The sequence below is a fragment of the Nitrincola alkalilacustris genome (assembly GCF_008973755.1).
GTDB classification, from domain to species: domain Bacteria; phylum Pseudomonadota; class Gammaproteobacteria; order Pseudomonadales; family Balneatricaceae; genus Nitrincola; species Nitrincola alkalilacustris.
The window spans coordinates 348878-369223 of sequence record NZ_WBOM01000002.1 but is presented as its reverse complement, the minus strand read 5'-3'; the positions used below and the strand labels follow the sequence as shown (position 1 = coordinate 369223).

The window sequence follows — 20346 nt, the reverse complement described above, 5'->3', positions numbered from 1 at the left end:
CAGTACTACGCACTCATAAGCACTTGCAGACCTCTACAGGATATACCATGCGCGCAACACTGGAACAGCATCAGGTCTGGATCTACCTGGCAGCCATACTCTCTGGCCTGATAATCGGTTGGCTTCTGCCTGGGGCTCGCATTTGCCGGTCTGGTTTTGCTGCCACTGCTTCTGGCCTGAATCACAGCGCGCGTTGCCGAAACACATAGGGCCAAACAACAACTGTAATCAGTCTCGGCACGCTCACTTGGCCTATCGCTTCATCGCCTGTGCTCCCGGATGATGATCACCACCAGTCCGACAACCGCGAGCAGGAACATCAACCCGAAAAACCAGGATATGGCATCACATAACCAAACCGGGCTGCATTTGAGTCCAATTTGCACCATTTAAACCTTCCTCTTCATCAGGCCTCTTTTAATGAAGAACCCTCAATCATGAAAACAAAATAAGTTTGTAAGGATTAACCGGAAGTGTACGACTAACCCTTGCAACCTGCATAACGGGTTACTCATAAACCATCACAAAACAATAACGGTGAGTACCATGAACCTACCAGACAACAGAAAAACCTTGGCTTCAGCTGTATCTGCCGGACTGATGACTATCCTGCTGGGCGGTATACCTGTCGCACTTTACGCTTCCTGTCGTGCCTGCAAACCCTGCGCAGCCACCACCAAAGGCAGCTGTGCTGCCAACCCCTGTGCTGTTAAAAACCCCTGTGCGGCAAAAAATGCCTGTGCAGCCAACCCTTGCGCAGCGAAATGTGCTGCTAATCCTTGCGCAGCTAATCCCTGCGCAGCCAAGAACCCCTGTACGGCAAAATGTGCCGCTAATCCATGCGCGGTCAACCCCTGCGCAGCTAATCCCTGTGCAGCCAACCCTTGTGCCGCAAAAAATCCCTGTGCTGCCAAAGCAGTGACACGCCCGGCAGACTATACCCCCTATACAACAGCGGATCGCGAAGCACTGCTGAAAACCGGGGCAGCCCTGTTTGCCGACACCAGTCTGTCCAGCAACGGTTTGTCGTGCGCCTCCTGCCACAATGACCTGGCAGGCTATATGCAGACCTTTGCCAACCCCTACCCTCATCCGGTTCATATGGCCAGCTCGATGTTCGGTATGGATCAAGTCCATCTGGATGAGATGGTACAACTGTGCATGGTAGCGCCCATGGCTGCCGACCCACTTCCCTGGGGTTCCATGGAGTTGGCTGCTCTGACCGCCTTCATGGAGGAAGAGCAGAAGCGTTTTCAGGCAAACCCCTGTGCCGCAAAGGGTAGCTGCGCTGCCAATCCCTGTGCCGCAAACCCTTGCGCAGTCAAAAATCCATGCGCCACCAAGAACCCATGTGCGGCAAATCCCTGTGCGGCTAACCCCTGTGCAGTCAAAAATCCCTGCAAGGCCAAGGCAGCCTGAGTATGAATATGAATGAGTCCTTACCAATGGATCTCATGCTGCAAAGCGAGCGCTCCGGGGTGTCAGATCCCGGAGAGTTTGTGGCTGATCTGAGATCACTCGACAGAGCCCTGCTGACCAAAATGTTCAACGCGGGTCATGAAGTGCTGGAGTGCCGAAGGGTACTGAAAAAAGGCGGACTTAACATCGTGGGCGAGGTGCTCAGGGGACAGGGAGAGTTCTATGAGATGACCCACTACCCCAAGGACGATGTCTATGATGCAGAGACCTTTTCGCAATATTATTATCACGCTCACAGAGGTTCAGTCGAACATGGTCATTTCCATACGTTTCTTCGCTCAGGTGGCATGCCGAACGACATTCAACCGCTGAGCTGGCCATCGGCTGATGAGCTGTGGCCTCAGGGCAGTAACGCCTTGTCACACCTGGTTGCCATTTCAATGGATGGCTGGGGTGATCCGATCGGCCTGTTCATGACCAACCGCTGGGTAACAGACGAAACCTGGTACAGTGCAGAAGACGTCATTCGTATGCTGCCCGGATTTGCCATAGATCATGCCAACCCCTCCTGGCCAACCAACCGCTGGTTGACTGCCATGCTGGTACTTTATCGTCCCTGGATAGAGGGGCTGATCCGACACCGGGATCAGGTAATCCAGCAATGGCAGACAACACATCATGATCAGGATGTATTCGAGGATCGCCGCCTGGAGATCACCGGCTATCTGCCTATCTCGGTTCAGGCTACACTGGCAGAGATAAAAGCAGTTCTGGAGAGCTGACCAACCCTCTGCCAAGGAACATGTCACATGACTCGACATACTACTCTCACACCCTCCAACCTCAGGCGGCTACTCGGCTGTCGTCTTTGCTGGCGAGTCACTGCAGCGGTGTTTCTGAGTATTCTGTTTATCGAGGCGGCGATCCTGATCCCCTCCTATGTCAACTATGAGCGTGACCGCCTCCTGGCCATAGCCGAATCCGGTCGTCAGGTCATCAAGGCCACGCTGGGTGCGCAGGAGATGCCAACTGAGAAGGCCTTTCATCAGCTCAGCACCATGCCGGGTACCGCCCTGATCACAGGCACTCGTCTCTACTCAGGCGATGGCACACTGCTGTTCAGTACCGGTGAAGCGCTGGAATCTCAGCCTGTACCCAATCAGAGGCATCGCCGCATCGCCCAGGGGGACCGTCTGGAGGTCAGCCTCACGCAGGAGGATCTGAGCGCCGAGTATCGGGCAGATATCAGACTGAACACCCAACAGGTATCAGGTGAACTGGTTGCTTTTGTCTGGCGCATTCTTGGTCTGGTATTGCTTATCGCATTTTTCGTCACGGTCACCACCATGCTGGTACTGCATCTGCTGATGCTGGGCCCAACACTGTTTCTGCGCAGCCGTATGCAGCAGGCCAGTGAAGACCCCGGACATCCACTGCGTTATCTCAGTGCACTCACGCGCCAGGATGAACTGGGCGATCTCTCCCGTGAATATGACGGACTGCTCACACGGGCAGCGGAAAATCTCGGCTCACTGGCGCAACGCGAACACGAACTGGAAGATATCAATGCCAGCCTGGATGCGCGTGTACGGGAGCGCACCCAGGAGCTGACCCGGGTGAATATCCAGCTGCAACAGGAGATAAAGGAGCGCATGGCCTATGAGGAGACACTGCGTCACCAACGCAGCCATGACCCACTCACTGGGCTGCCCAATCTGGCGAGTTTTCAGGATCGTCTGCAACAGAGCCTGCAGCAGAGCAAGCCCGATTCCTGCAGACTCGCAGTGCTGATGCTCGGCCTTGGCGATTTTGCCGCCATCAATGCCATTGGCGGGCATGAGGCCGGAAATGAAGTTCTGAAGATGGCGAGCCAGCGCTTGCAGAATACACTGGACACCTCTCATACCCTGGCCAGAGTAGGCGGTGATATTTTCGGAATTATCTTACCCGACTTTACCGATGCCACCCTGACAGCAGCGCTGGGTGAGCAACTGGTCTCGGCCGTGAGCATGCCATACGAGTTCAATGCACACACCTTCTCCTGCGGAGCGAATGTCGGCATTGCTGTCTTTCCCGACGACGGCAAGGATGTAGCAACCCTGATTCGTCATGCTGATCTGGCACTGAGTAATGCCAAGCTGGAAAAAACCCAGGCGGTGCACTACTTTGTTGCGGGCATGAATAAACAGGTCGAGCAACGCAACCGGCGCATCAATCAACTCAAGCATGCCCTGTCGGAGCAGCAGTTTGAAAACTGGTACCAACTTCAGATCCATGCCGCGACCGGTCAGATCAAGGGGGCCGAAGCGCTGGTGCGCTGGTGTCATCCGGATGAAGGCATCATCTCTCCACTGGAGTTTATCCCGCTTGCCGAAAGCACCGGCCTGATCATCCCGATTGGCGAGCAGGTACTGAGAGAGGCGTGCCACCAGGCAGCGCTGTGGCGAGCCCAGGGCCATCCCGACTTTATCATGGCGGTAAACCTGTCGCCCCGGCAGTTGAGTGTCGAAGGTCTTGTGCAGAAAGTGGCCGCCATACTGGATGAGTTTGACCTGCCACCCGAGGCGCTGGAGTTGGAAATAACCGAAAGCACCGCCATGGAAAACAGTGATGAAGCGGTCAAAACCATGAATGCGCTGGCTGCCATGGGTATCGGTCTGGCGGTGGATGATTTCGGAACCGGCTACTCCTCGCTGGCCTATCTGAAACAACTGCCAGTTCACAAGATCAAGATAGATCGTGCCTTTGTCAAAGATCTGCCCGAAGATCAGCAGGATCTGGCCGTCTGTACTGCGGTGATCAATATCGGCGCAGCACTGGGTCTGGATGTGCTGGCAGAAGGAGTGGAAACCCAAGAGCAGGCTGATCTGCTCAGGTCACTGGGGTGCCAGTATTTTCAGGGCTACTACTTCGGCAGGCCACAAAGTGCGGCATTATTCAGCGACACACACCTCAAGCAGGCAGCCCGACCAGAGCTCATCTGACAGCCTGTTTGGCTGCTTAATCTTGCAGCACTTTCCAGCGCAGAGGACTATACTGAACTCATCATTTTCCTGGATCTTGAGCCAGACATCGGGTGTTCGGCTAAAGCTCCCTTGGGTGGCGTTTGTTTGATCAGTGGAGTCATGCAATGAGTATCGGCATCAATAAAAGCAGCGGTATGTCCAGCCTGCTGCAGCAGGTGCAGGAGCAGCAACAGAAAGTGATGCGCCAGCTTGCCGCCGCCAAGCGGATCACCACGGCGGCGGATGACCCGGCGGGAATGCAGATCGCCACACGGCTGAGCAGCCAGTCCACCGCCATGCAGCGCTCCATCAACAATGTGTATGATGGCCTCTCTCTGGCCCAGGTGGCGGAGGGTGGTATGGCAAGTGTCACCGACAGCCTGCAGCGAATCCGCGAGCTGGCGGTGCAGGCCGGCAATGGCACCCTTACAGATGCCGATCGTCGCAACCTGCAGGCGGAGGCGACACAGCTGCGAGAGCAGATTCAGCAGACCATCCAGAACACCAATTTCGGGGGCCGTCCGGTACTCAATCAGGAAGGTACAACCCGCATCTTTGCCGGCACCGAGCCGGGCCAGGAGATCGCGCTGGAAAGCCGTGATCTGAGTGCCGGGCCCATGGCCAATCTGGACAATCTCAGTCTCTCGAGCAGTGCTGCTGCAAGAGAAAGTTTGGGCAGTCTTGACCAGATGATGAAGTTTGTCGAGTCGGAGCGTGCATCGCTGGGGGCCGCACAGAGCCGCTTTGTCACGGCAGCACGCCAGTTGATGTCGGCGGATGAGCAGACCCAGGCGGCGCGCTCCCGGATTGAGGATCTGGATTTCGCTCAGGGCATGGCGGCTAAAACGCGTAACGACATCTTAACTCAGTCGGCACTTGCGATGCAGGCGCAGGCCAATCTTCAAAGTCAGCAGGTACTTGGCCTGTTGCGCTGATCACAGAGCAGAGCCCTGGCTGTCTTACCACCAGACACTTGCCAACTTGCAAAATGCTATTGCATGGGCCCATTCAATAAATGTTATGATATAACATATTAATCATCATCAGAATGAGCACCCAACGCGGAGATCTGCCATGAGTCCCCTGCCAGTTACTGTTCTGTCCGGCTTTTTAGGTGCCGGAAAAACCACACTACTCAATCACCTGCTGAATAACCGAGAAGACAAACGCATAGCAGTCATCGTCAATGATATGAGTGAGATCAATATCGATGCGGCGCTGGTTCAGCAACAGGGCGGTTTCAGCCGCACTGAAGAGAAGCTTGTCGAGATGAGCAATGGCTGCATCTGCTGCACCCTGCGCGAAGATCTGTTGATCGAAGTGGCTCGCCTGGCTGAGGCCGGACGTTTCGACTATCTGGTAATTGAATCTACCGGTATTTCGGAGCCTCTGCCGGTGGCGGAAACCTTCACCTTCGAGGATGAGCAGGGGCGCATCCTGAACCAGATTGCCCGGCTGGATACGATGGTCACAGTGGTGGATGGCGTTAACTTTCTGCAGCACTTTCATGAGGCGAAAAGTCTGCAGGAGACAGGCGAGCATCTGGGGGAGGAGGATGAGCGCAGCGTTTCCGATCTGCTGATAGAGCAGGTGGAATTCTGCAATCTGCTGCTGATCAGCAAAACCGACCTGATCAGTCAGGCACAACTGGATGAGTTGACAGCCATTTTGCGCAGCCTTAACCCGGATGCCCGGATTCTGCCGATCACACAGGGGCAGGTGGATCTTGACGAAGTTCTGGGAACAGGACTCTTCGATTTCGAGAAGGCACAGCTGGCACCCGGTTGGCTGAAAGAGATGCGTGGCGAGCATCTGCCCGAAACTGAAGAGTATGGTATCGGCAGCTTTACCTTTGAAGCACGCCGCCCTTTTCATCCTCAGCGCTTTCATGAATTTATCCATGATGACTGGGCCACTGGCAAGCTGCTGCGCTCGAAGGGCTTTTTCTGGCTGGCCAGCCAACCGCAACATGCCTGGCAGTGGAGTCAGGCCGGTGGTATCGCCCATCATGGCCTGGCCGGACACTTCTGGAAAGCGATCCCTAAAGCACGCTGGCCAGAAGATGAGGAAACCCGCCAATACATCATGGAGAAGTGGGTGGAGCCTTTTGGTGATATGCGACAGGAGCTGGTATTCATCGGTCAGAACCTGGATCAGCAGCAGGTGATCAAGGCGCTGAACAGCTGCCTGCTGACCGACGAAGAGATGCTGCTGGGCCATGCCGGCTGGAAACAGTTCACTGATCCCTTTGCCGAGCAGTTTGCCGAGGCCGTAGCATGATGAATACCGCAGAACAGCTCAGCCACTCAAACGAGCACTGGCTTATCGGCAAGGAGTTTGTCGAACTCAGCCGGATCTGCGATCCGGATATCAACCTGGTGGCAGTGCCTCTGCCAGACGCAGAGCAGGTGATCGCCACTGCACAGGCGCTGCTGCACAGCAACCTGTGCAGTGATCGTCGCGCCGTTGGGCACCCGGACAGTCTGGCCGAGGAGATGTTTGGCGAACTGGGCAAGGTTGAATCGGGCCAGCCGCTGTATGAAGCAATCGCACTGTTGATTGATGCGTTCAGCTGTCTGTTTGATCTCGACGAGGTCGGCGCACGTCTGGCCCGGCTGGACAGAGCCATGTGCCCGCGCTTTCATGTTGATCGGGTTGGCGTGCGCATGATCACCACCTTCTGCGGCAGCGGAACCGAGTGGATCATGAATGAGGGTGCTGATCGACGCCTGCTTGCAACAACAGCCAGTGATGATCCGACGTCAGGATTTATGCGCCCGGGCACTGCCATACAGCAACTGCCGACTGGCTATGTGGCGCTGTTCAAGGGTGAGTTATACAGCGGCAACGAGGGCAAGGGGATCATTCACCGATCGCCTGTGCCAGCCCCTGGCGAAAAGCGCCTGGTCCTGACGCTGGATATGCTCTGATACGAACACCCTCCGCGTGATCAGAGCTTTTTCTCCCAGAACATTGCGCTGCCCATGGATGGGTCCAACTGATAGTAGCGGTAACCCAGTGCAGAATAGGCTTCGCGTGCCGGCATATTGCCCTCCAGCACTTCAAGTGTCATCTTGACACACCCCAGCCTGCGCGCCATCTCCTCCGCCCTGGCAAACATCAGCTTACTGATGCCACGGCCACGATACGCCTGGGATACCACCACATCATGCACGTTCATCAGCGGTTTGCAGGCAAAGGTGGAGAAGCCTTCGATGCAGTTCATCAGGCCCACTGGGGTGTCACCATCCAGCGCCAGAACAACCCGGATAGTGGGACGCTTGCGCATCTCGGCTATCAGATTATCCCTGGCATATTCAGACAGAGGCTCACCGCCCCCCATGGGGTCGCAGGCATACTCGTTCATCAGCTGCAGTACAGCAGCGGCATGCACCGGCAGACTCAGATCCGCTTCACATATTTCAAGCATTTTGTTTCCTTATTATCTCTTGAACCTGTCCACCAGTTCATAAAGCGCTTCTGAACTCTGCTCCAGGTGGCGGTTTTTCTCGGACGCATCAGCCCCGCTGGACAGACTGTGATTTGCCAGCTCTGCAATGCGCACCACCTGACCATTGATCTCATCTGCTACATGTGACTGCTCCTCAACGGCAGCAGCCATCTGTACCGACATACCCGCAATGCTGGTAACCGATTCGGAGATTCCTGTCAGCATCTGCTCAGCCTCCAGCACATTCTGGACACCCTCTTCCGCTGCCTGCTGGCCATGTTCGGCAGCATCGACTGCCGCTTTCGCCCGCTCACGCAGGTTGGTGATGATGCCACGAATTTTCTGCGTTGACTCCTGCGTCCTGCGAGCCAGCTCTCTGACCTCGCCCGCCACGACGGCAAAACCACGCCCCTGATCTCCTGCTCTGGCGGCTTCAATGGCCGCATTGAGGGCCAGCAGGTTAGTCTGCTCGGCGATCTGCTCAATCAACTCAGCAGCACCGGTGATACTGTCAGTATTGCTGGCAAGCTCTTCAACCGACTGACAGATGTTATTGACAGTCTTCTGCAGATCCTCGATCGACTGGCGCGTGTGGTGCGCAACCGTCATACCCTGACGTGCCAGTTTATCCGAGTCCTCAGCCTGGGAGGCCGTGCTCTGAACATGGCCGGATACTTCACCGATGGTTGCAGTCATCTGATTCATCGCAGTCGCGACCTGTTCGGTTTCATGCTGCTGCTCTCGCACACTGGCCGCAGCCTGAGTACTCATCACATGAGCCTCAGCAGCCTGCCGGGATACATCATGGGCCGCCTCACGCAGGCGCACCAGTACCGTGTTCAGATGAGCATGGTCACTGAGGATGCTCATCTCCAGCCTTGCCACCGGCCCGATCCGATCGGTATAGGTCAGTACGGCAAGGTCATGCCGGAAAGAGTGCGGCATCAGGTCCAGCAGACGATTGTACTGGCGGGTATGCCTTACCCAACCGGTAGCACCAGCCACCAGGGCGGGCAACAACACCGCCGGCAGCAACGCCGCCTTGCCGAACGACAGCGCCAGCAGATAGGCAAGCACCACGGCTGCGAGCGTCGGCAGATAGATGGCTGCCTCCTTGATGATGGCAGGTGTACTGTTCTGCGCTTTGCCGCCCTTGTTCACACGGGCATAGAGTTCAGAGGCCCTCTGGATATCCTCAGGCCGGGCACGCTGTCTGACGGACTCATAACCAACCACTTTGCCATTTTTTGAAACCGGTGTGACATAGGCATTCACCCAATAGTAGTCGCCACTCTTGCAGCGATTTTTCACTACCCCCATCCAGGGTTTACCCGCCTTCAGATGCTCCCACATCACCGCATAGGCAGCAGGCGGCATATCGGGATGACGCACAATATTGTGATTTTTACCCAACAGCTCTTCGCGGCTGAAGCCACTGACGGCAATGAAGGCATCATTGCAGTAGGTGATGATTCCTTTGAGATCCGTGGAGGAGATAAGAGGGTCATGCTCGGGAATGACTACCTCTCTGTCTGTAACCGGCAGATTCTTTTTCATGTTGGCTTCTCCGAAACCTTATAATTATGAGCAGCATAGATAGTTGCAGTATAACGCTATATGACCGATTACTAAATCAAACAAGAGCTCATTTACGGGTTGTCTGATATTTTTTCGTTTGACATTCAATTACTTTCATTACACCGTAAAAGCCACTGACACAGTCCAGGCTGCCAGTCTGGTGCTTTCATGGACAAGAAGGTTTATCTCGTTTGAAAACGCTCTCGACACTGATGCTGGGCGCCACTGGTGGCACAGCTGCCTGGTTGATCAATATACCTCTTCCCTGGATGCTTGGCCCGCTGATCCTGATAATGGTGCTGGCGATCTGCGGTGTGCAGACACGTATCAACCGTCTGGGCAACCGCTTTTTTCTGGGTGTGCTGGGCTTCTGGCTGGGCAGTCGTTTTGAGCCGGCAGTGTTCCAGCAGGTGGTTGACTGGTATCCCAGTGTACTGATCATGACGCTATCAGTGATCCTGATTATTCTGGTCAATACCCTGCTTTTTCGTTGGCTGGCAAAACTGGATCTGATCACCTCCATTTTCGCTTCTCTACCCGGTAATCTGAACGCTGTCATCATCATGGGTGAGCAACTGGGAGGCGACGGGCGCTGGATTGCGATCGCTCAGACGCTGCGCATCACGCTTGTGATCATCAGCACTACTGTCATCTTCTTTCTGATGCCCGAGTACGATCTCAGTGGGCCAGCCATCGACAGCCAGCAGAGTCAATCCCTGCTCTACCTGCCGCTTGTTCCTCTGGCATGGTGGGCTTCCCGCTGGATAAGGTTACCCATGCCGGAGTTTCTGGGGCCGCTTCTTGCCAGCGCGATTCTGGCCAGCCTTGGCTTCAATACAGACCTGCCGGGCTGGGTGATGGTGATCACCTTTATCGTGCTGGGCTCTTATATCGGCGGGCGCTTTTACGGCACCCGGATCAAGCAGTTGCTGCAAGTAAGCTTTTACGCGGTACTGGCGACTCTGCTGGCGATGCTGATAGCGGCGGGTTTTGCTCTGATGACATACTGGCTGCTGGACATTCCCTTCAGCCACGCGTTTCTGGCACTGGTGCCGGGCGGCATCGGCGAGATGGCACTGATCGCCGCCTCCGCTGATATAGACCCGTTGTATATCGTTTTCATGCACATCATACGGATGTTTCTGCTGATGTTTGCCACACCTGCAATCGGGCGCTATCTCAGCACCCGGGTACCCAGACAATCAGAACGATGAATTCACTCAGATACCGGCTCGGCCAAGATCTTTATCCAGCCGGCGACGCAATTCACTTTCATTCACAGGTACTGTACCGATACTGACCGGCTGTCCATCAGCAGACAGAAAAATCACCATGCCATCAAGCAATTCATACTGCTCCGTGAAAGCCTGACCCTGAGGTGTGCCCATATCGGCAACCAGAAACTTGATGCTCGTTTCATAATCGGAGCGTACACGATTGATCCGCTCCATCGCCTCGATTCCGGAGGGCGCAAAGTTCTCATAGGCCAGCACCAGTGCAGGCTTACCCTGGCCTATCAGCGTCAGATCAGTAGAAAGAGGCTTGATAGCCAGTTGGCTCCAGAGGAACAGACCGCTGGCGGCAAAGATAAAGAAAACAATGGCAAATTTGATCGGTTTTGTCACAAGATATTCCTGTAGGTGTTTTCAGAAGAGAAGGGCCGGATAGGTATCAACCTTTTCCAGCCAGATAAAGCCCGGCGGCCACCATCAGAGAGCCTGCCGTATAGTTCAGTTTTTTCATCGCCTTTTCCGACTGGAAAAAACGACGAGCCGTCGAGATACCGGCAGCAATCAGCATCAGACCACACATCAGCCCGGCGACCGTCAACAGCACCACCAATCCGATATCTCGCTGTGTCAGGGAGGTCAGATCGATGAATGTCGGCAGAAACGCAATATAAAACAGTATCACTTTCGGATTGGAAGCCGAAATCAGAAACCCCTGCACAAAGCTCATCACCACGCCTGACTGATCCTTATCGCCTTCGACACCCTGAATACGGATCGGTGCCGTCCACATTTTCCACCCCAGATAGAGCAGATAGGCCGCCCCGACAAACCGGATTACGGTAAACACCTCGCCCCAGTGTTCCGCCAGTGTCGCAAGGCCATAGCATGCCAGCACGAGATAGATGACATCACTGACCGTCATGCCCAGCGCGAGCGGAAAACAGGCAGGAATACCCGATGTCATGCCGCGCGCCAGCAGCGCAAAGATGCCGGGGCCTGGTGTAATGGCAAAAATGAAGATGGCGACAAAATAGGTTATGGCGCTTTCAACGGACATGATGAATCCTGTGACGATCTGTCACTGTAATTTAAAAGGGTGATATGTGGTGTGCAGTATAAACCTCAGGCAACAACGGGTGAAGTCAAGTTCCCCCCAGTGTTGCCCATAGGTGGCACTTTTCGTCTCGCAGAAATGAAAAAAGCAGTGTTATACTCAAATTATTCAACCACATCTGCTGAGGCCGTGCAGTGCAGCAATCCATGACAGAAGGGCAGTTGATCACCTCCCGCAAGGAGATTCTGCTGATGTTCCGCCGGATACAGACGCGACTGTCACCGATCACCATCAGACCACGCGAATCCGGATTGAGCCTGACCTCCTATCTGGTTGAGATCGACACCGAACAACAGCAACTGATCCTGGATGAAGCCCTCCCGAAAAACCGCAACCACCTCCTGCAGGATGGACGCTCCCTGATCCTGGAAACCCTTTATGATGGCTGTCGGCTGACCAGCACTGAGGTCGTCGCCAAAGCTGTCACCTCAGCGCAGGGAGAGATCACTTACCATATCCCCCTGCCGAAAAAACTCCACTATCTGCAGCGGCGTCAGTCCTTTCGCGCACAGGTGCGGACGATGCTGGAGATCATGGCACGCCTGCCTGATGCCAATTACGACATGATCAATGGCCGACTCAAGGATCTGTCTGTCGATGGCTGTCGTCTGGAGTTTAATGGCGATCTGACCAAGCAGCTGTCTCCCGGTCAGATGCCCTTGCCTCTGACACTGATATTCCCCAACGCCGCTCAGTTGGATTTGCATCTGGTATTGATTCGGGTTGAATATAACGATACTCGCCAGAAAACCTATTGTGGCTGTCGCTTCGAGGCGCTGGATGGCGGGCAACGAACGCGTGTAGCCAATCTGGTGACTGATCTGCAGCGTGATCAGATCAACCATGAAAGGCATGGTGGTGACCCTGCCGGCACCCCGGTACTGTTCATTCCCGGCGAAAAGTCAGTGTTCATGGATGCCGAGGTGAAGAGCACTCCCGATCAGGCAGGCTCCACACCCCCTTCCGAGCAGAACGGATCGAGCAACAACGCACGTAAGCTCAGCGCCCTGCAACTCCAGACTCAGGACGCCCCGGTGGATATCAGACGCGCCCATCAGTCGGCTGTCATAGCCATGAAAGACCTGGTGGCAGCCCTGAGAATGCAGAAGCTGCTGCCCATTGAGCAGGCACAGGAAGCTGCGCACAATTTACTGCGCGCCTGGTTGCAGGACCGACAGTACCTGCTGCTTCTGACCCGGATGCGCTCGGCCGATAATTTTCTGTTTGAGCACTCGATCGCAGTGGGTGTTCTGCTGGCAGATTTTGTTGCCTTCAAACAAGCCGATCAGGTCAGACCGGAAAGCCTCGAACGACTGATTTTCAGCGGTCTCTGCCACGATCTGGCCAAGTCATTGATTCCTGAAGGGATAGAAGAAAAAAATCTGACTCTTTCAGATGATCGTGCAGCTCAGCTGCGAGAACATATGGACGATCTGATCAACCAACTGGCACGCATCCCCGGTATACCGAAAGAAACGCTGGTGATCACCCGGCAGAGCCTTGAGCGTCTGGATGGCAGTGGCCTGCCGAAAGGGCTGACGGCTGAAGAGTTGCATCCCCTGGGCAAACTGGCAGCCGCAGTCGATGCCTACGATACATTGAGCCATCGCTGGATCAAGGAGGATGTGCACTACCATCCGCTCCTTGCCATCAAGCAGATGCTGAGCATACCGGATCAGTTGCATACGGCCAGCATCCGTCATCTGATTGCACAGCAGGGTAAATACCCCTTGGGGTCAACCGTGCGCTTGAGTGATCAGACGCTCGGACTGGTGATGCGTCAGGATGATAATCAACAACCAACACATCTTCGTCTGGTATACAGCCTGGCAAACACCAGCGCGTTTCCGTCACGGGATATATCGCTGCTCGACAGCAATCTGGCTATCGAAGCGCTCTCCGATCCGGTCAAATCGGGCATCAGCAGCTCTCTGCTGAGGTTACCGCTTCGTACCTGAAAGGATATGCATCGCTTCATTGATCCGCTTCAACTGCTCCTCATCACCACCACGATCCGGATGATGAATCATCGCCAGCCGACGCCAGGTGGATTTGATCTCCGGGGCGCTGGCCTCAGCCCCCAGCCCCAGCACCTCTAAGGCCTGTAATCGCTTTGCATCACTGATCAGCGGTCGACCGGTCTGCATATAGCGCCAGAAGTTATCCAGCATCTGCTCCAGCTCACTCTCGCCGGTCGACTCAAGCTGGGTCATATCCAGATAGTACTCACGCAGTTTATCGGCCATCTCAAGGCCAGCATCAGAACTGCTGTAGGGCAAAAGACGAATAGACAGCGCATTGATCTGCAAGCAGTGACGAGCCTCACGGTGCAGTCGATCACGCAGATGATAAAGGCGATGAAACAACAGAAAATGGGCATGGAACAGCTTCAGTGTATTACTGAAACTGTCTTCATCCAGATGAATAAGATCCCTGCGGTCCAGCTCCTTCAGCATCTGATACTCTGAAATACCGGCAGGGTATTCTGCCAATAGATCAACCAGCAGATCATCAAACGCTATATCTTCATCTTCTTGCATTTCACCCCTTATACCATGGATCTATTTTGATCCAGGGCAGCTAGACTGTAACATTAATGCCCCGAGGCTTGAAAAGCATGGGGACAAGTTGGATGATGGGCCCTCTTTGAAAAGCTTGGCAAAATAACTATAAATCAAGAGGGCGGCTTCTCGTCCCAATCAGGTAGCTGGATACTGCATTTGAAAAGACTTTTTCAGCACACTGCAGCGCTGATGTCAGCAGGAGCACTTGTACTGCTGTCCTCTTCAGTGACCCTCGCAGCAGAGCGTACCTCATCAGTCACGGATACTGAAGTGATCAGCGTCACCCTGCTCATCATCACCCTGCTGTTACTGATGCTGCTCGGTAATCTGCTGCACCGCCTGCAGAAATCCAAAGCCCGATCCGAGCAGGCAAGAGCGCATCTGCATGATGCGGTTGAGAGCCTCTCAGAGGCCTTTGCACTGTTCGACCGCAATGGCAGGCTCCTTTTATGTAATCAGCGCTGGCTCGACTACTACCCTTGGCTCAAAGACAGTGGCTGCGTTTACTGGGAGGAAATATGCAACCTGAATGCCACTCATCTGATGCAGACCGGATGCTGCGGCGCCTCTGACAATGACCAGCAACGCAACTACATCGAACAACTGGCCGATGGGCGCTGGCTGCAAGCCAGTGATAACCCTACCCAGGAGGGCGGTATCGCCTGTGTCAGAACCGATATCACTCGTACTCAGGATGCCGAGTTGGCACTGAGAAAATTAGGCCGGGCCATGGAGCAGAGCCCGGTCTCGGTCATGATTACCGACACCCAGGGCATCATCGAATATATCAACCCACGTTTCAGCGAAGTCACCGGCTACTGCGCTGACGAAGTGATCGGCCAGCATGCCAATATCCTCAAATCTGGCGAAATGCCCGAATCGGTCTATCAAGGCCTGTGGGACTCACTGCAGCAGGGTTTGGAGTGGCATGGACAACTGCTGAACAGAAAAAAGGATGGCACACTTTTCTGGGAGTCCTCATCCATCTCGGCACTGCGTGATCAGGATGGCAATACCACTCACTTCATCGCTGTCAAGGAGGATATCACGGCCAAGAAAGAGGCTGAGGATCAACTGCGCATGATCGCTACGGTATTCGAAACCAGCACCGAAGCGATCATGATTGCCGATGCCGAAGGCCGGATCAAAATGGTGAATAACGCCTTTACCCGCATCACCGGCTATAGCCCGGAGGAGGTGATCGGAGAGAATCCCAGCCTGCTCAGCTCCGGCAGACACAGCGAGACCTTTTACGAGGAGATGTGGCACGAACTTCTGATCAGTGGCTACTGGTCGGGCGAAATCTGGAATCGACGCAAGGATGGCAATGTCTATCCAGAATGGCTATCCATATCTGCCATCAACGACTCCTCCGGCATGGCCAAAGAGTTTGTTGCGGTGTTCTCCGATATCACCCAGCGCAAGAAGGATGAAGCACATATCCGTCATCAGGCCTATTACGATGCGCTGACACAGTTGCCCAATCGTGCACTGCTGGCGGATCGCCTTGAGGTAGCCATTGTCACCGCCGACAGAGACAACCAGAAGATAGCCCTGCTGTTTGTCGATCTCGATCGCTTCAAGAATGTAAACGACACTCTGGGGCACGAGTTTGGTGATGACCTGTTGCTGCAAGTGGCCGAGCGATTGATCAGTTGCGTGCGCGAAAGCGACACCGTCGCCCGTTTCGGCGGCGATGAGTTCGTGATCCTGCTGCATAACATCAGTTCTGATCGTGATGCTGCGCTGATCGCCGAGAAGCTGATCAAAACCATTTCTGATCCCTTTGAGCTCAGTGGGCGTGAAATCTTCATCGGTGCCAGTATTGGGATCGCCCTGCACCCAGGCGATTCGGAAACTGCCGACGCCCTGCTGCGCAATGCAGACCTTGCCATGTATCGCGCAAAACAGACAGGCCGTAACCGCTTCCAATTCTTTACCTCGGCCCTGCAGGAAACGGCCAACACGATGATGGAGATGGAGCAGGATCTGCGTATCGCGATGGAGCAGTCGCAACTGGAGATCTATTATCAACCACTGGTATTGGGTAGCAGCGGCAGAATTACCGGTGTTGAAGCGCTGCTGCGCTGGCACCACCCCAGACTGGGCATGGTATCCCCTGACACCTTTATTCCGCTGGCTGAAGATACCGGTCTGATCGGTCCGATCGGCTTATGGGTGCTGGAAACCGCCTGCTCCCAACTGACACTCTGGAACAGCGAAGGTCACCACCTCTACCTCTCGGTCAATATATCCGGACGTCAGCGCGATCTGGGGCTGGATGCGACACAGCTCTCCTCGATACTGGACAAGACTGGCTTCAAGCCCGATCAACTGGTGCTGGAAATAACCGAAGGACTGCTGTTGGACTACAGTGACGACACCATTGTCTGGCTGCAGGCCTTCAAGGATATTGGCGTGCATCTGGCAATCGATGATTTCGGTACTGGCTACTCTTCGCTGAGCTACCTGAAGCGCTTCCCGATAGACACCTTGAAAATAGACCGTGAGTTTGTCCGTGACCTGACCCAGGACAGTGAAGACGCCCTGCTGGTCGAAGCGATCATCTCCATGGCCAAGAGTCTGAAGCTGCGGCTGATCGCAGAAGGTGTGGAAACGGAAGAGCAGCGCCAGCTCCTGAATGAGCTGGGATGCCAGTACCAGCAGGGCTATCTGTTTGCCCGCCCTCTGCCGGCAAACGAGCTGAAACAGTGGCTGCTCAACTACAAGCCAGAGCGTGTCAGCCGTCCATCAGAGAATCTGCATCGGATCAGGTAGCGATACCCTGTACAGCTTCAGCCGATGGGTCGGAGCAGATGATGCTGAGGGCCTCCTCAAGCGTTGCTGTAAAATGACGGCCCGGCGCTGGCTTAACACCCGCTCTTGCCATGGCACGCAAGGGTTGAAACTGCAGGTCAGCGATCATCAATTGAATTTCCTGCTGCTGACAATAAAGTGAAAAACGATCAAACCCATTCAGCCCACCGGCATCCAGAAGCGGTACACCATCCATATAAAGCACAACCCCGCGCAGCCCTCTGACTTTTTCAGCCATTTCATCAAACACCCGTTCAGCTGCTGCAAAAAACAGCGGGCCACTGACTTTCAACACAACCCAGCCCTCAGGCAGCTCAACTGGAACATGCTTGCGCTGGGAGGATATATCCGTGAAGCGGGTCATACCGGCCAGATCACGCATGAACAGTAACGATGCCATGACGATACCCGCCGATATGGCCAGCACCATATCAAACAGTACAGTCAACGAAAGGCAGGTCAGCAGCACCAGCACATCGCCCGCTGGCGCTTTCTTCAGCAGATGCACGACCTTCGGCGCCTCACTCATATTCCAGGCGACCATCACCAGCAAGGCCGCCATACTGGCCATCGGCAGCCAGGACAGAATCGGTGCCAGTATCAACAGACCTGCCAGCACCACCAGCGCATGGATCATTCCGGATATTGGCGAGCGGGCACCAGCCTTGTAGTTGGTGGCTGAGCGAGCTATCGCCGCCGTCGCCGTGATACCACCAAAGAAAGGTGCAACCAGGTTACCAACCCCCTGCCCCAACAGCTCACCATTGGCATGGTGTCGACGCCCACTCATACCATCCAGTACCACCGCACAGAGCAATGACTCAATAGCACCGAGCATGGCGATAGAAAAGGCAGCGGGCAGCAATGCCTGAATCGTACTCCATGACCAGTCCAGTGGCGCACCATCAGGCCCGGGTTGCAACCAGGGCCATTGAAAAGATGGCAGGATTGGTGGAATCCCCTGCCCGGTTGTTCCATCCGCAAGAGTGTAGCTGAAGCGGGTACCGATGGTTGCGACGTCCAGCCCATTGACGACAAACAGCCAGGCCAGCCCTGTGCCGATCAGTAGTGCCGGAAGATGTCCCGGAATCGGCATCTTCAATCGTGGCCAGAAAATCAGCACCAGCAGTGTACTCAGCGCCACCAGTGTGTTGGCAATATCCAGATCTGGCAGTGCACCGAACAACAGGGCTATCCGGTGCATGAAAGATTCCGGATCTACACTCATGGGCAGTCCGAAGAAGTCCCTCATCTGCAACACGACAATGACGATGGCAATACCCGAGGTGAAACCCAGTGTCACCGATTCGGGAATATATTCAATCAGTCTACCGAGGCGCGCAATCGCCAGCGCCACCAGGATAACCCCCGCCATCAGGGTTGCCACCAGTAGACCCGCCAGACCAAACTGTTGTGTCACCGGATAGAGAATCACCACGAAGGCAGCCGTCGGGCCCGAAATGCTGTAACGGGAGCCCCCACTCAGAGCAATCAGAAATCCGGCAATAATAGCGGTATAAAGTCCATATTCGGGCCGCACGCCACTGGCAATCGCCAGTGCCATGGCCAGAGGGATAGCAATGATCCCCACCGTGACACCTGCCATCAGATCCCCCATGAGATCCCGACGACTGTAACCCTCTTTGAATTTTTCGCGTAGTGCGCTGGCAAAGCTCAGCGAATGCAGACGGGAGCGCCTTGATGTGGGCATGTCGTAAAGCGTCCTTCAAGATAGAACCGGAAGATATGAATAAGATATATATCTATAACCATAAACCTCAAGGGGACAATATACAACGGGATAACCATGCTTCAATAGTCGTAGATACACCTGAAAATATCGGGTATTTATCACCCACTGCCTGCTGTAGAATCAGCGCCAGATTCTTTACTCGATAGTCGCAGTTCATAATTTCTAAGCACTGCTATCGCCTGACAGCTTAATCACCTGACTACTTAATTAACTACTTGTTTAACTATTTACTAACTACGCGGAAACCATCATGCGCCTTGCAGAAATTGAAGCCCTGATGCTGAACATCGGGATGGTCATCTTTGCCGGTTTCATCTTTTTCATCATCTATGATCTGGCCAAGAAATCCAACGCCGGGAAATTCGGCACCTTTATCCTGTTCTTTGTATTGGGGCTGGGGCTGGCCGCCTTCCTGCTGAAAACGATTCTGGTCGCTGTGATAGAAGGTGGCTGAAAATCACTGTCGCAGTTAATCCAAACGACACTTATCATCTATACTAGTGATTCAGCCATAGCCACAGGTACCCATTGAAATGCAACAGAAAATAATCCAGGTCGCTGATATTGCCGTTGGCAACGACAATCCCATGGTTCTCTTCGGTGGCATGAATGTGCTGGAATCGCGTGACCTTGCTCTGTCCATTGCAGAACACTATGTTGAGGTCTGTCAGAAACTGCAGATCCCCTATGTGTTCAAAGCATCCTTCGACAAGGCCAACCGCTCGTCGCTTCACTCCTTTCGCGGCCCCGGGCTGGATGAAGGCCTCAAGATCCTGCAGGAGATCAAGCAGACCTTTGGCGTCCCCCTGCTGACCGATATCCATGAGCCGGACCAGGCTGCACCAGCTGCAGAGGTGTGCGATATCATCCAGTTGCCGGCTTTTCTGTCACGCCAGACAGATCTGGTGCAGGCGATGGCATCGACCAATGCCGTGATCAATATCAAGAAGGCACAGTTTCTGGCACCCCATGAGATGAAACATATCCTGCACAAGTGCGAAGAGGCAGGTAATGACCAACTGATTCTGTGCGAGCGTGGTACCAGTTTTGGCTATAACAACCTGGTAGTGGATATGCTTGGTTTCAGCATCATGAAAGAGTTCGGTTATCCAGTGATCTTCGATGCCACACATGCGCTGCAGATGCCCGGTGGGCGTTCCGATTCTGCCGATGGACGCCGTGCGCTGGTGGCACAACTCTCGCGCGCCGGCTTGTCGCAGGGTATTGCCGGGCTGTTCCTGGAATCACACCCGGATCCGGACAAAGCTAAATGCGACGGTCCCTGTGCACTGCCACTGGCAAAACTTGAACCCTATCTGCAGCAGATGAAAGCGATAGACCAGCTGGTGAAATCGATGCCTCCTCTGGATACGTCTGCCTGATACTGACAGCCGCCACAGCCTTCAGGACAGA

Annotated in this window: 19 protein-coding genes; 11 read left to right on the top strand and 8 right to left on the bottom strand. The window is 54.6% G+C overall.

Features of this window, described 5'->3' with window-relative positions:
- Window positions 1-260: 260 nt before the first annotated feature.
- Entirely contained in the window at window positions 261-389 is a 129-nt protein-coding gene (locus F7R27_RS18905) for a hypothetical protein (protein WP_276612555.1), read from the bottom strand.
- Between the two features lie 246 nt (window positions 390-635).
- Entirely contained in the window at window positions 636-914 is a 279-nt protein-coding gene (locus tag F7R27_RS04540; RefSeq protein ID WP_151703030.1) for a hypothetical protein, read from the bottom strand.
- Window positions 915-918: 4 nt separating this feature from the next.
- On the opposite strand from F7R27_RS04540, the gene F7R27_RS04535 reads away from it, so the two are divergent.
- From F7R27_RS04535 to F7R27_RS04510, 6 genes are all read left to right on the top strand, one after another.
- Window positions 919-1419, top strand: a complete 501-nt coding sequence (locus tag F7R27_RS04535; protein ID WP_151703029.1) for a hypothetical protein — start codon at window positions 919-921, stop codon at window positions 1417-1419.
- Between the two features lie 8 nt (window positions 1420-1427).
- The gene (locus tag F7R27_RS04530; protein WP_206060369.1) at window positions 1428-2201 is read left to right on the top strand and encodes a DUF6969 family protein; all 774 of its coding nucleotides are present in this window, start codon (window positions 1428-1430) and stop codon (window positions 2199-2201) included.
- A 27-nt stretch (window positions 2202-2228) separates the two neighbouring features.
- On the top strand, window positions 2229-4403 hold the full coding sequence (locus tag F7R27_RS04525) for a putative bifunctional diguanylate cyclase/phosphodiesterase (RefSeq protein WP_151703028.1): 2175 nt from the start codon (window positions 2229-2231) through the stop codon (window positions 4401-4403).
- A 146-nt stretch (window positions 4404-4549) separates the two neighbouring features.
- Window positions 4550-5359: a flagellin N-terminal helical domain-containing protein gene (locus F7R27_RS04520; protein WP_151703027.1), complete on the top strand. Its 810-nt coding sequence runs from the start codon at window positions 4550-4552 to the stop codon at window positions 5357-5359.
- A 139-nt stretch (window positions 5360-5498) separates the two neighbouring features.
- Entirely contained in the window at window positions 5499-6704 is a 1206-nt protein-coding gene (gene zigA, locus F7R27_RS04515) for a zinc metallochaperone GTPase ZigA (RefSeq protein WP_151703026.1), read from the top strand.
- Complete coding sequence (locus F7R27_RS04510; RefSeq protein WP_151703025.1) at window positions 6701-7354, top strand: DUF1826 domain-containing protein; 654 nt, start codon at window positions 6701-6703, stop codon at window positions 7352-7354. Before zigA ends, F7R27_RS04510 begins: the two co-directional genes overlap by 4 nt.
- 20 nt (window positions 7355-7374) lie before the next feature.
- Here F7R27_RS04510 and F7R27_RS04505 read toward each other — a convergent pair whose 3' ends face one another.
- Window positions 7375-7854, bottom strand: a complete 480-nt coding sequence (locus F7R27_RS04505) for a GNAT family N-acetyltransferase (protein ID WP_151703024.1) — start codon at window positions 7852-7854, stop codon at window positions 7375-7377.
- A gap of 12 nt (window positions 7855-7866) precedes the next feature.
- Window positions 7867-9432: a methyl-accepting chemotaxis protein gene (locus tag F7R27_RS04500; RefSeq protein WP_151703023.1), complete on the bottom strand. Its 1566-nt coding sequence runs from the start codon at window positions 9430-9432 to the stop codon at window positions 7867-7869.
- Window positions 9433-9644: 212 nt separating this feature from the next.
- Between F7R27_RS04500 and F7R27_RS04495 the strand changes: the two genes are divergently transcribed.
- Complete coding sequence (locus F7R27_RS04495) at window positions 9645-10667, top strand: AbrB family transcriptional regulator (protein WP_151703022.1); 1023 nt, start codon at window positions 9645-9647, stop codon at window positions 10665-10667.
- Window positions 10668-10673: 6 nt separating this feature from the next.
- Here F7R27_RS04495 and F7R27_RS04490 read toward each other — a convergent pair whose 3' ends face one another.
- Together F7R27_RS04490 and F7R27_RS04485 are read right to left on the bottom strand one after the other, a co-directional pair.
- Window positions 10674-11078 carry a hypothetical protein gene (locus tag F7R27_RS04490; RefSeq protein ID WP_151703021.1) on the bottom strand — a complete coding sequence of 135 codons (405 nt, stop codon included), beginning with the start codon at window positions 11076-11078 and terminating at the stop codon, window positions 10674-10676.
- A gap of 46 nt (window positions 11079-11124) precedes the next feature.
- Window positions 11125-11742, bottom strand: coding sequence for a LysE family translocator (locus F7R27_RS04485; protein WP_151703020.1), 618 nt, complete (start codon window positions 11740-11742; stop codon window positions 11125-11127).
- 203 nt (window positions 11743-11945) lie between these two features.
- Here F7R27_RS04485 and F7R27_RS04480 point away from each other — a divergent pair, with 203 nt between their 5' ends.
- Window positions 11946-13757, top strand: coding sequence for a flagellar regulator YcgR PilZN domain-containing protein (locus F7R27_RS04480; protein WP_151703019.1), 1812 nt, complete (start codon window positions 11946-11948; stop codon window positions 13755-13757).
- Here F7R27_RS04480 and F7R27_RS04475 read toward each other — a convergent pair.
- A complete protein-coding gene (locus tag F7R27_RS04475; RefSeq protein ID WP_151703018.1) occupies window positions 13740-14339 on the bottom strand; it encodes a DNA-J related domain-containing protein in 600 nt (199 codons plus the stop codon). The two genes, F7R27_RS04480 and F7R27_RS04475, sit on opposite strands and share 18 nt — an antisense overlap.
- 180 nt (window positions 14340-14519) lie before the next feature.
- Between F7R27_RS04475 and F7R27_RS04470 the strand changes: the two genes are divergently transcribed.
- Window positions 14520-17141, top strand: a complete 2622-nt coding sequence (locus tag F7R27_RS04470; RefSeq protein ID WP_240776228.1) for an EAL domain-containing protein — start codon at window positions 14520-14522, stop codon at window positions 17139-17141.
- Here F7R27_RS04470 and dauA read toward each other — a convergent pair.
- Complete coding sequence (gene dauA / locus F7R27_RS04465; RefSeq protein ID WP_151703017.1) at window positions 17134-18891, bottom strand: C4-dicarboxylic acid transporter DauA; 1758 nt, start codon at window positions 18889-18891, stop codon at window positions 17134-17136. The two genes, F7R27_RS04470 and dauA, sit on opposite strands and share 8 nt — an antisense overlap.
- Before the next feature lie 292 nt (window positions 18892-19183).
- On the opposite strand from dauA, the gene F7R27_RS04460 reads away from it, so the two are divergent.
- On the top strand, window positions 19184-19387 hold the full coding sequence (locus F7R27_RS04460) for a DUF2788 domain-containing protein (protein ID WP_151703016.1): 204 nt from the start codon (window positions 19184-19186) through the stop codon (window positions 19385-19387).
- 79 nt (window positions 19388-19466) lie between these two features.
- Window positions 19467-20315, top strand: a complete 849-nt coding sequence (kdsA, locus tag F7R27_RS04455; RefSeq protein ID WP_151703015.1) for a 3-deoxy-8-phosphooctulonate synthase — start codon at window positions 19467-19469, stop codon at window positions 20313-20315.
- Window positions 20316-20346: the final 31 nt, after the last annotated feature.

Excerpts from the sequence above, each read along its gene's own strand:
- F7R27_RS04520 (WP_151703027.1), top strand. The coding sequence starts at position 4,550 with ATGAGTATCGGCATCAATAAAAGCAGCGGTATGTCCAGCCTGCTGCAG.
- zigA (WP_151703026.1), top strand. The coding sequence starts at position 5,499 with ATGAGTCCCCTGCCAGTTACTGTTCTGTCCGGCTTTTTAGGTGCCGGA.
- kdsA (WP_151703015.1), top strand. The coding sequence starts at position 19,467 with ATGCAACAGAAAATAATCCAGGTCGCTGATATTGCCGTTGGCAACGAC.
- F7R27_RS04480 (WP_151703019.1), top strand. The coding sequence starts at position 11,946 with ATGACAGAAGGGCAGTTGATCACCTCCCGCAAGGAGATTCTGCTGATG.
- F7R27_RS04475 (WP_151703018.1), bottom strand. The coding sequence starts at position 14,339 with ATGCAAGAAGATGAAGATATAGCGTTTGATGATCTGCTGGTTGATCTA.
- F7R27_RS04530 (WP_206060369.1), top strand. The coding sequence starts at position 1,428 with ATGAATGAGTCCTTACCAATGGATCTCATGCTGCAAAGCGAGCGCTCC.
- F7R27_RS04460 (WP_151703016.1), top strand. The coding sequence starts at position 19,184 with ATGCGCCTTGCAGAAATTGAAGCCCTGATGCTGAACATCGGGATGGTC.
- F7R27_RS04505 (WP_151703024.1), bottom strand. The coding sequence starts at position 7,854 with ATGCTTGAAATATGTGAAGCGGATCTGAGTCTGCCGGTGCATGCCGCT.
- F7R27_RS18905 (WP_276612555.1), bottom strand. The coding sequence starts at position 389 with ATGGTGCAAATTGGACTCAAATGCAGCCCGGTTTGGTTATGTGATGCC.
- dauA (WP_151703017.1), bottom strand. The coding sequence starts at position 18,891 with ATGCCCACATCAAGGCGCTCCCGTCTGCATTCGCTGAGCTTTGCCAGC.
- F7R27_RS04510 (WP_151703025.1), top strand. The coding sequence starts at position 6,701 with ATGATGAATACCGCAGAACAGCTCAGCCACTCAAACGAGCACTGGCTT.
- F7R27_RS04525 (WP_151703028.1), top strand. The coding sequence starts at position 2,229 with ATGACTCGACATACTACTCTCACACCCTCCAACCTCAGGCGGCTACTC.
- F7R27_RS04500 (WP_151703023.1), bottom strand. The coding sequence starts at position 9,432 with ATGAAAAAGAATCTGCCGGTTACAGACAGAGAGGTAGTCATTCCCGAG.
- F7R27_RS04485 (WP_151703020.1), bottom strand. The coding sequence starts at position 11,742 with ATGTCCGTTGAAAGCGCCATAACCTATTTTGTCGCCATCTTCATTTTT.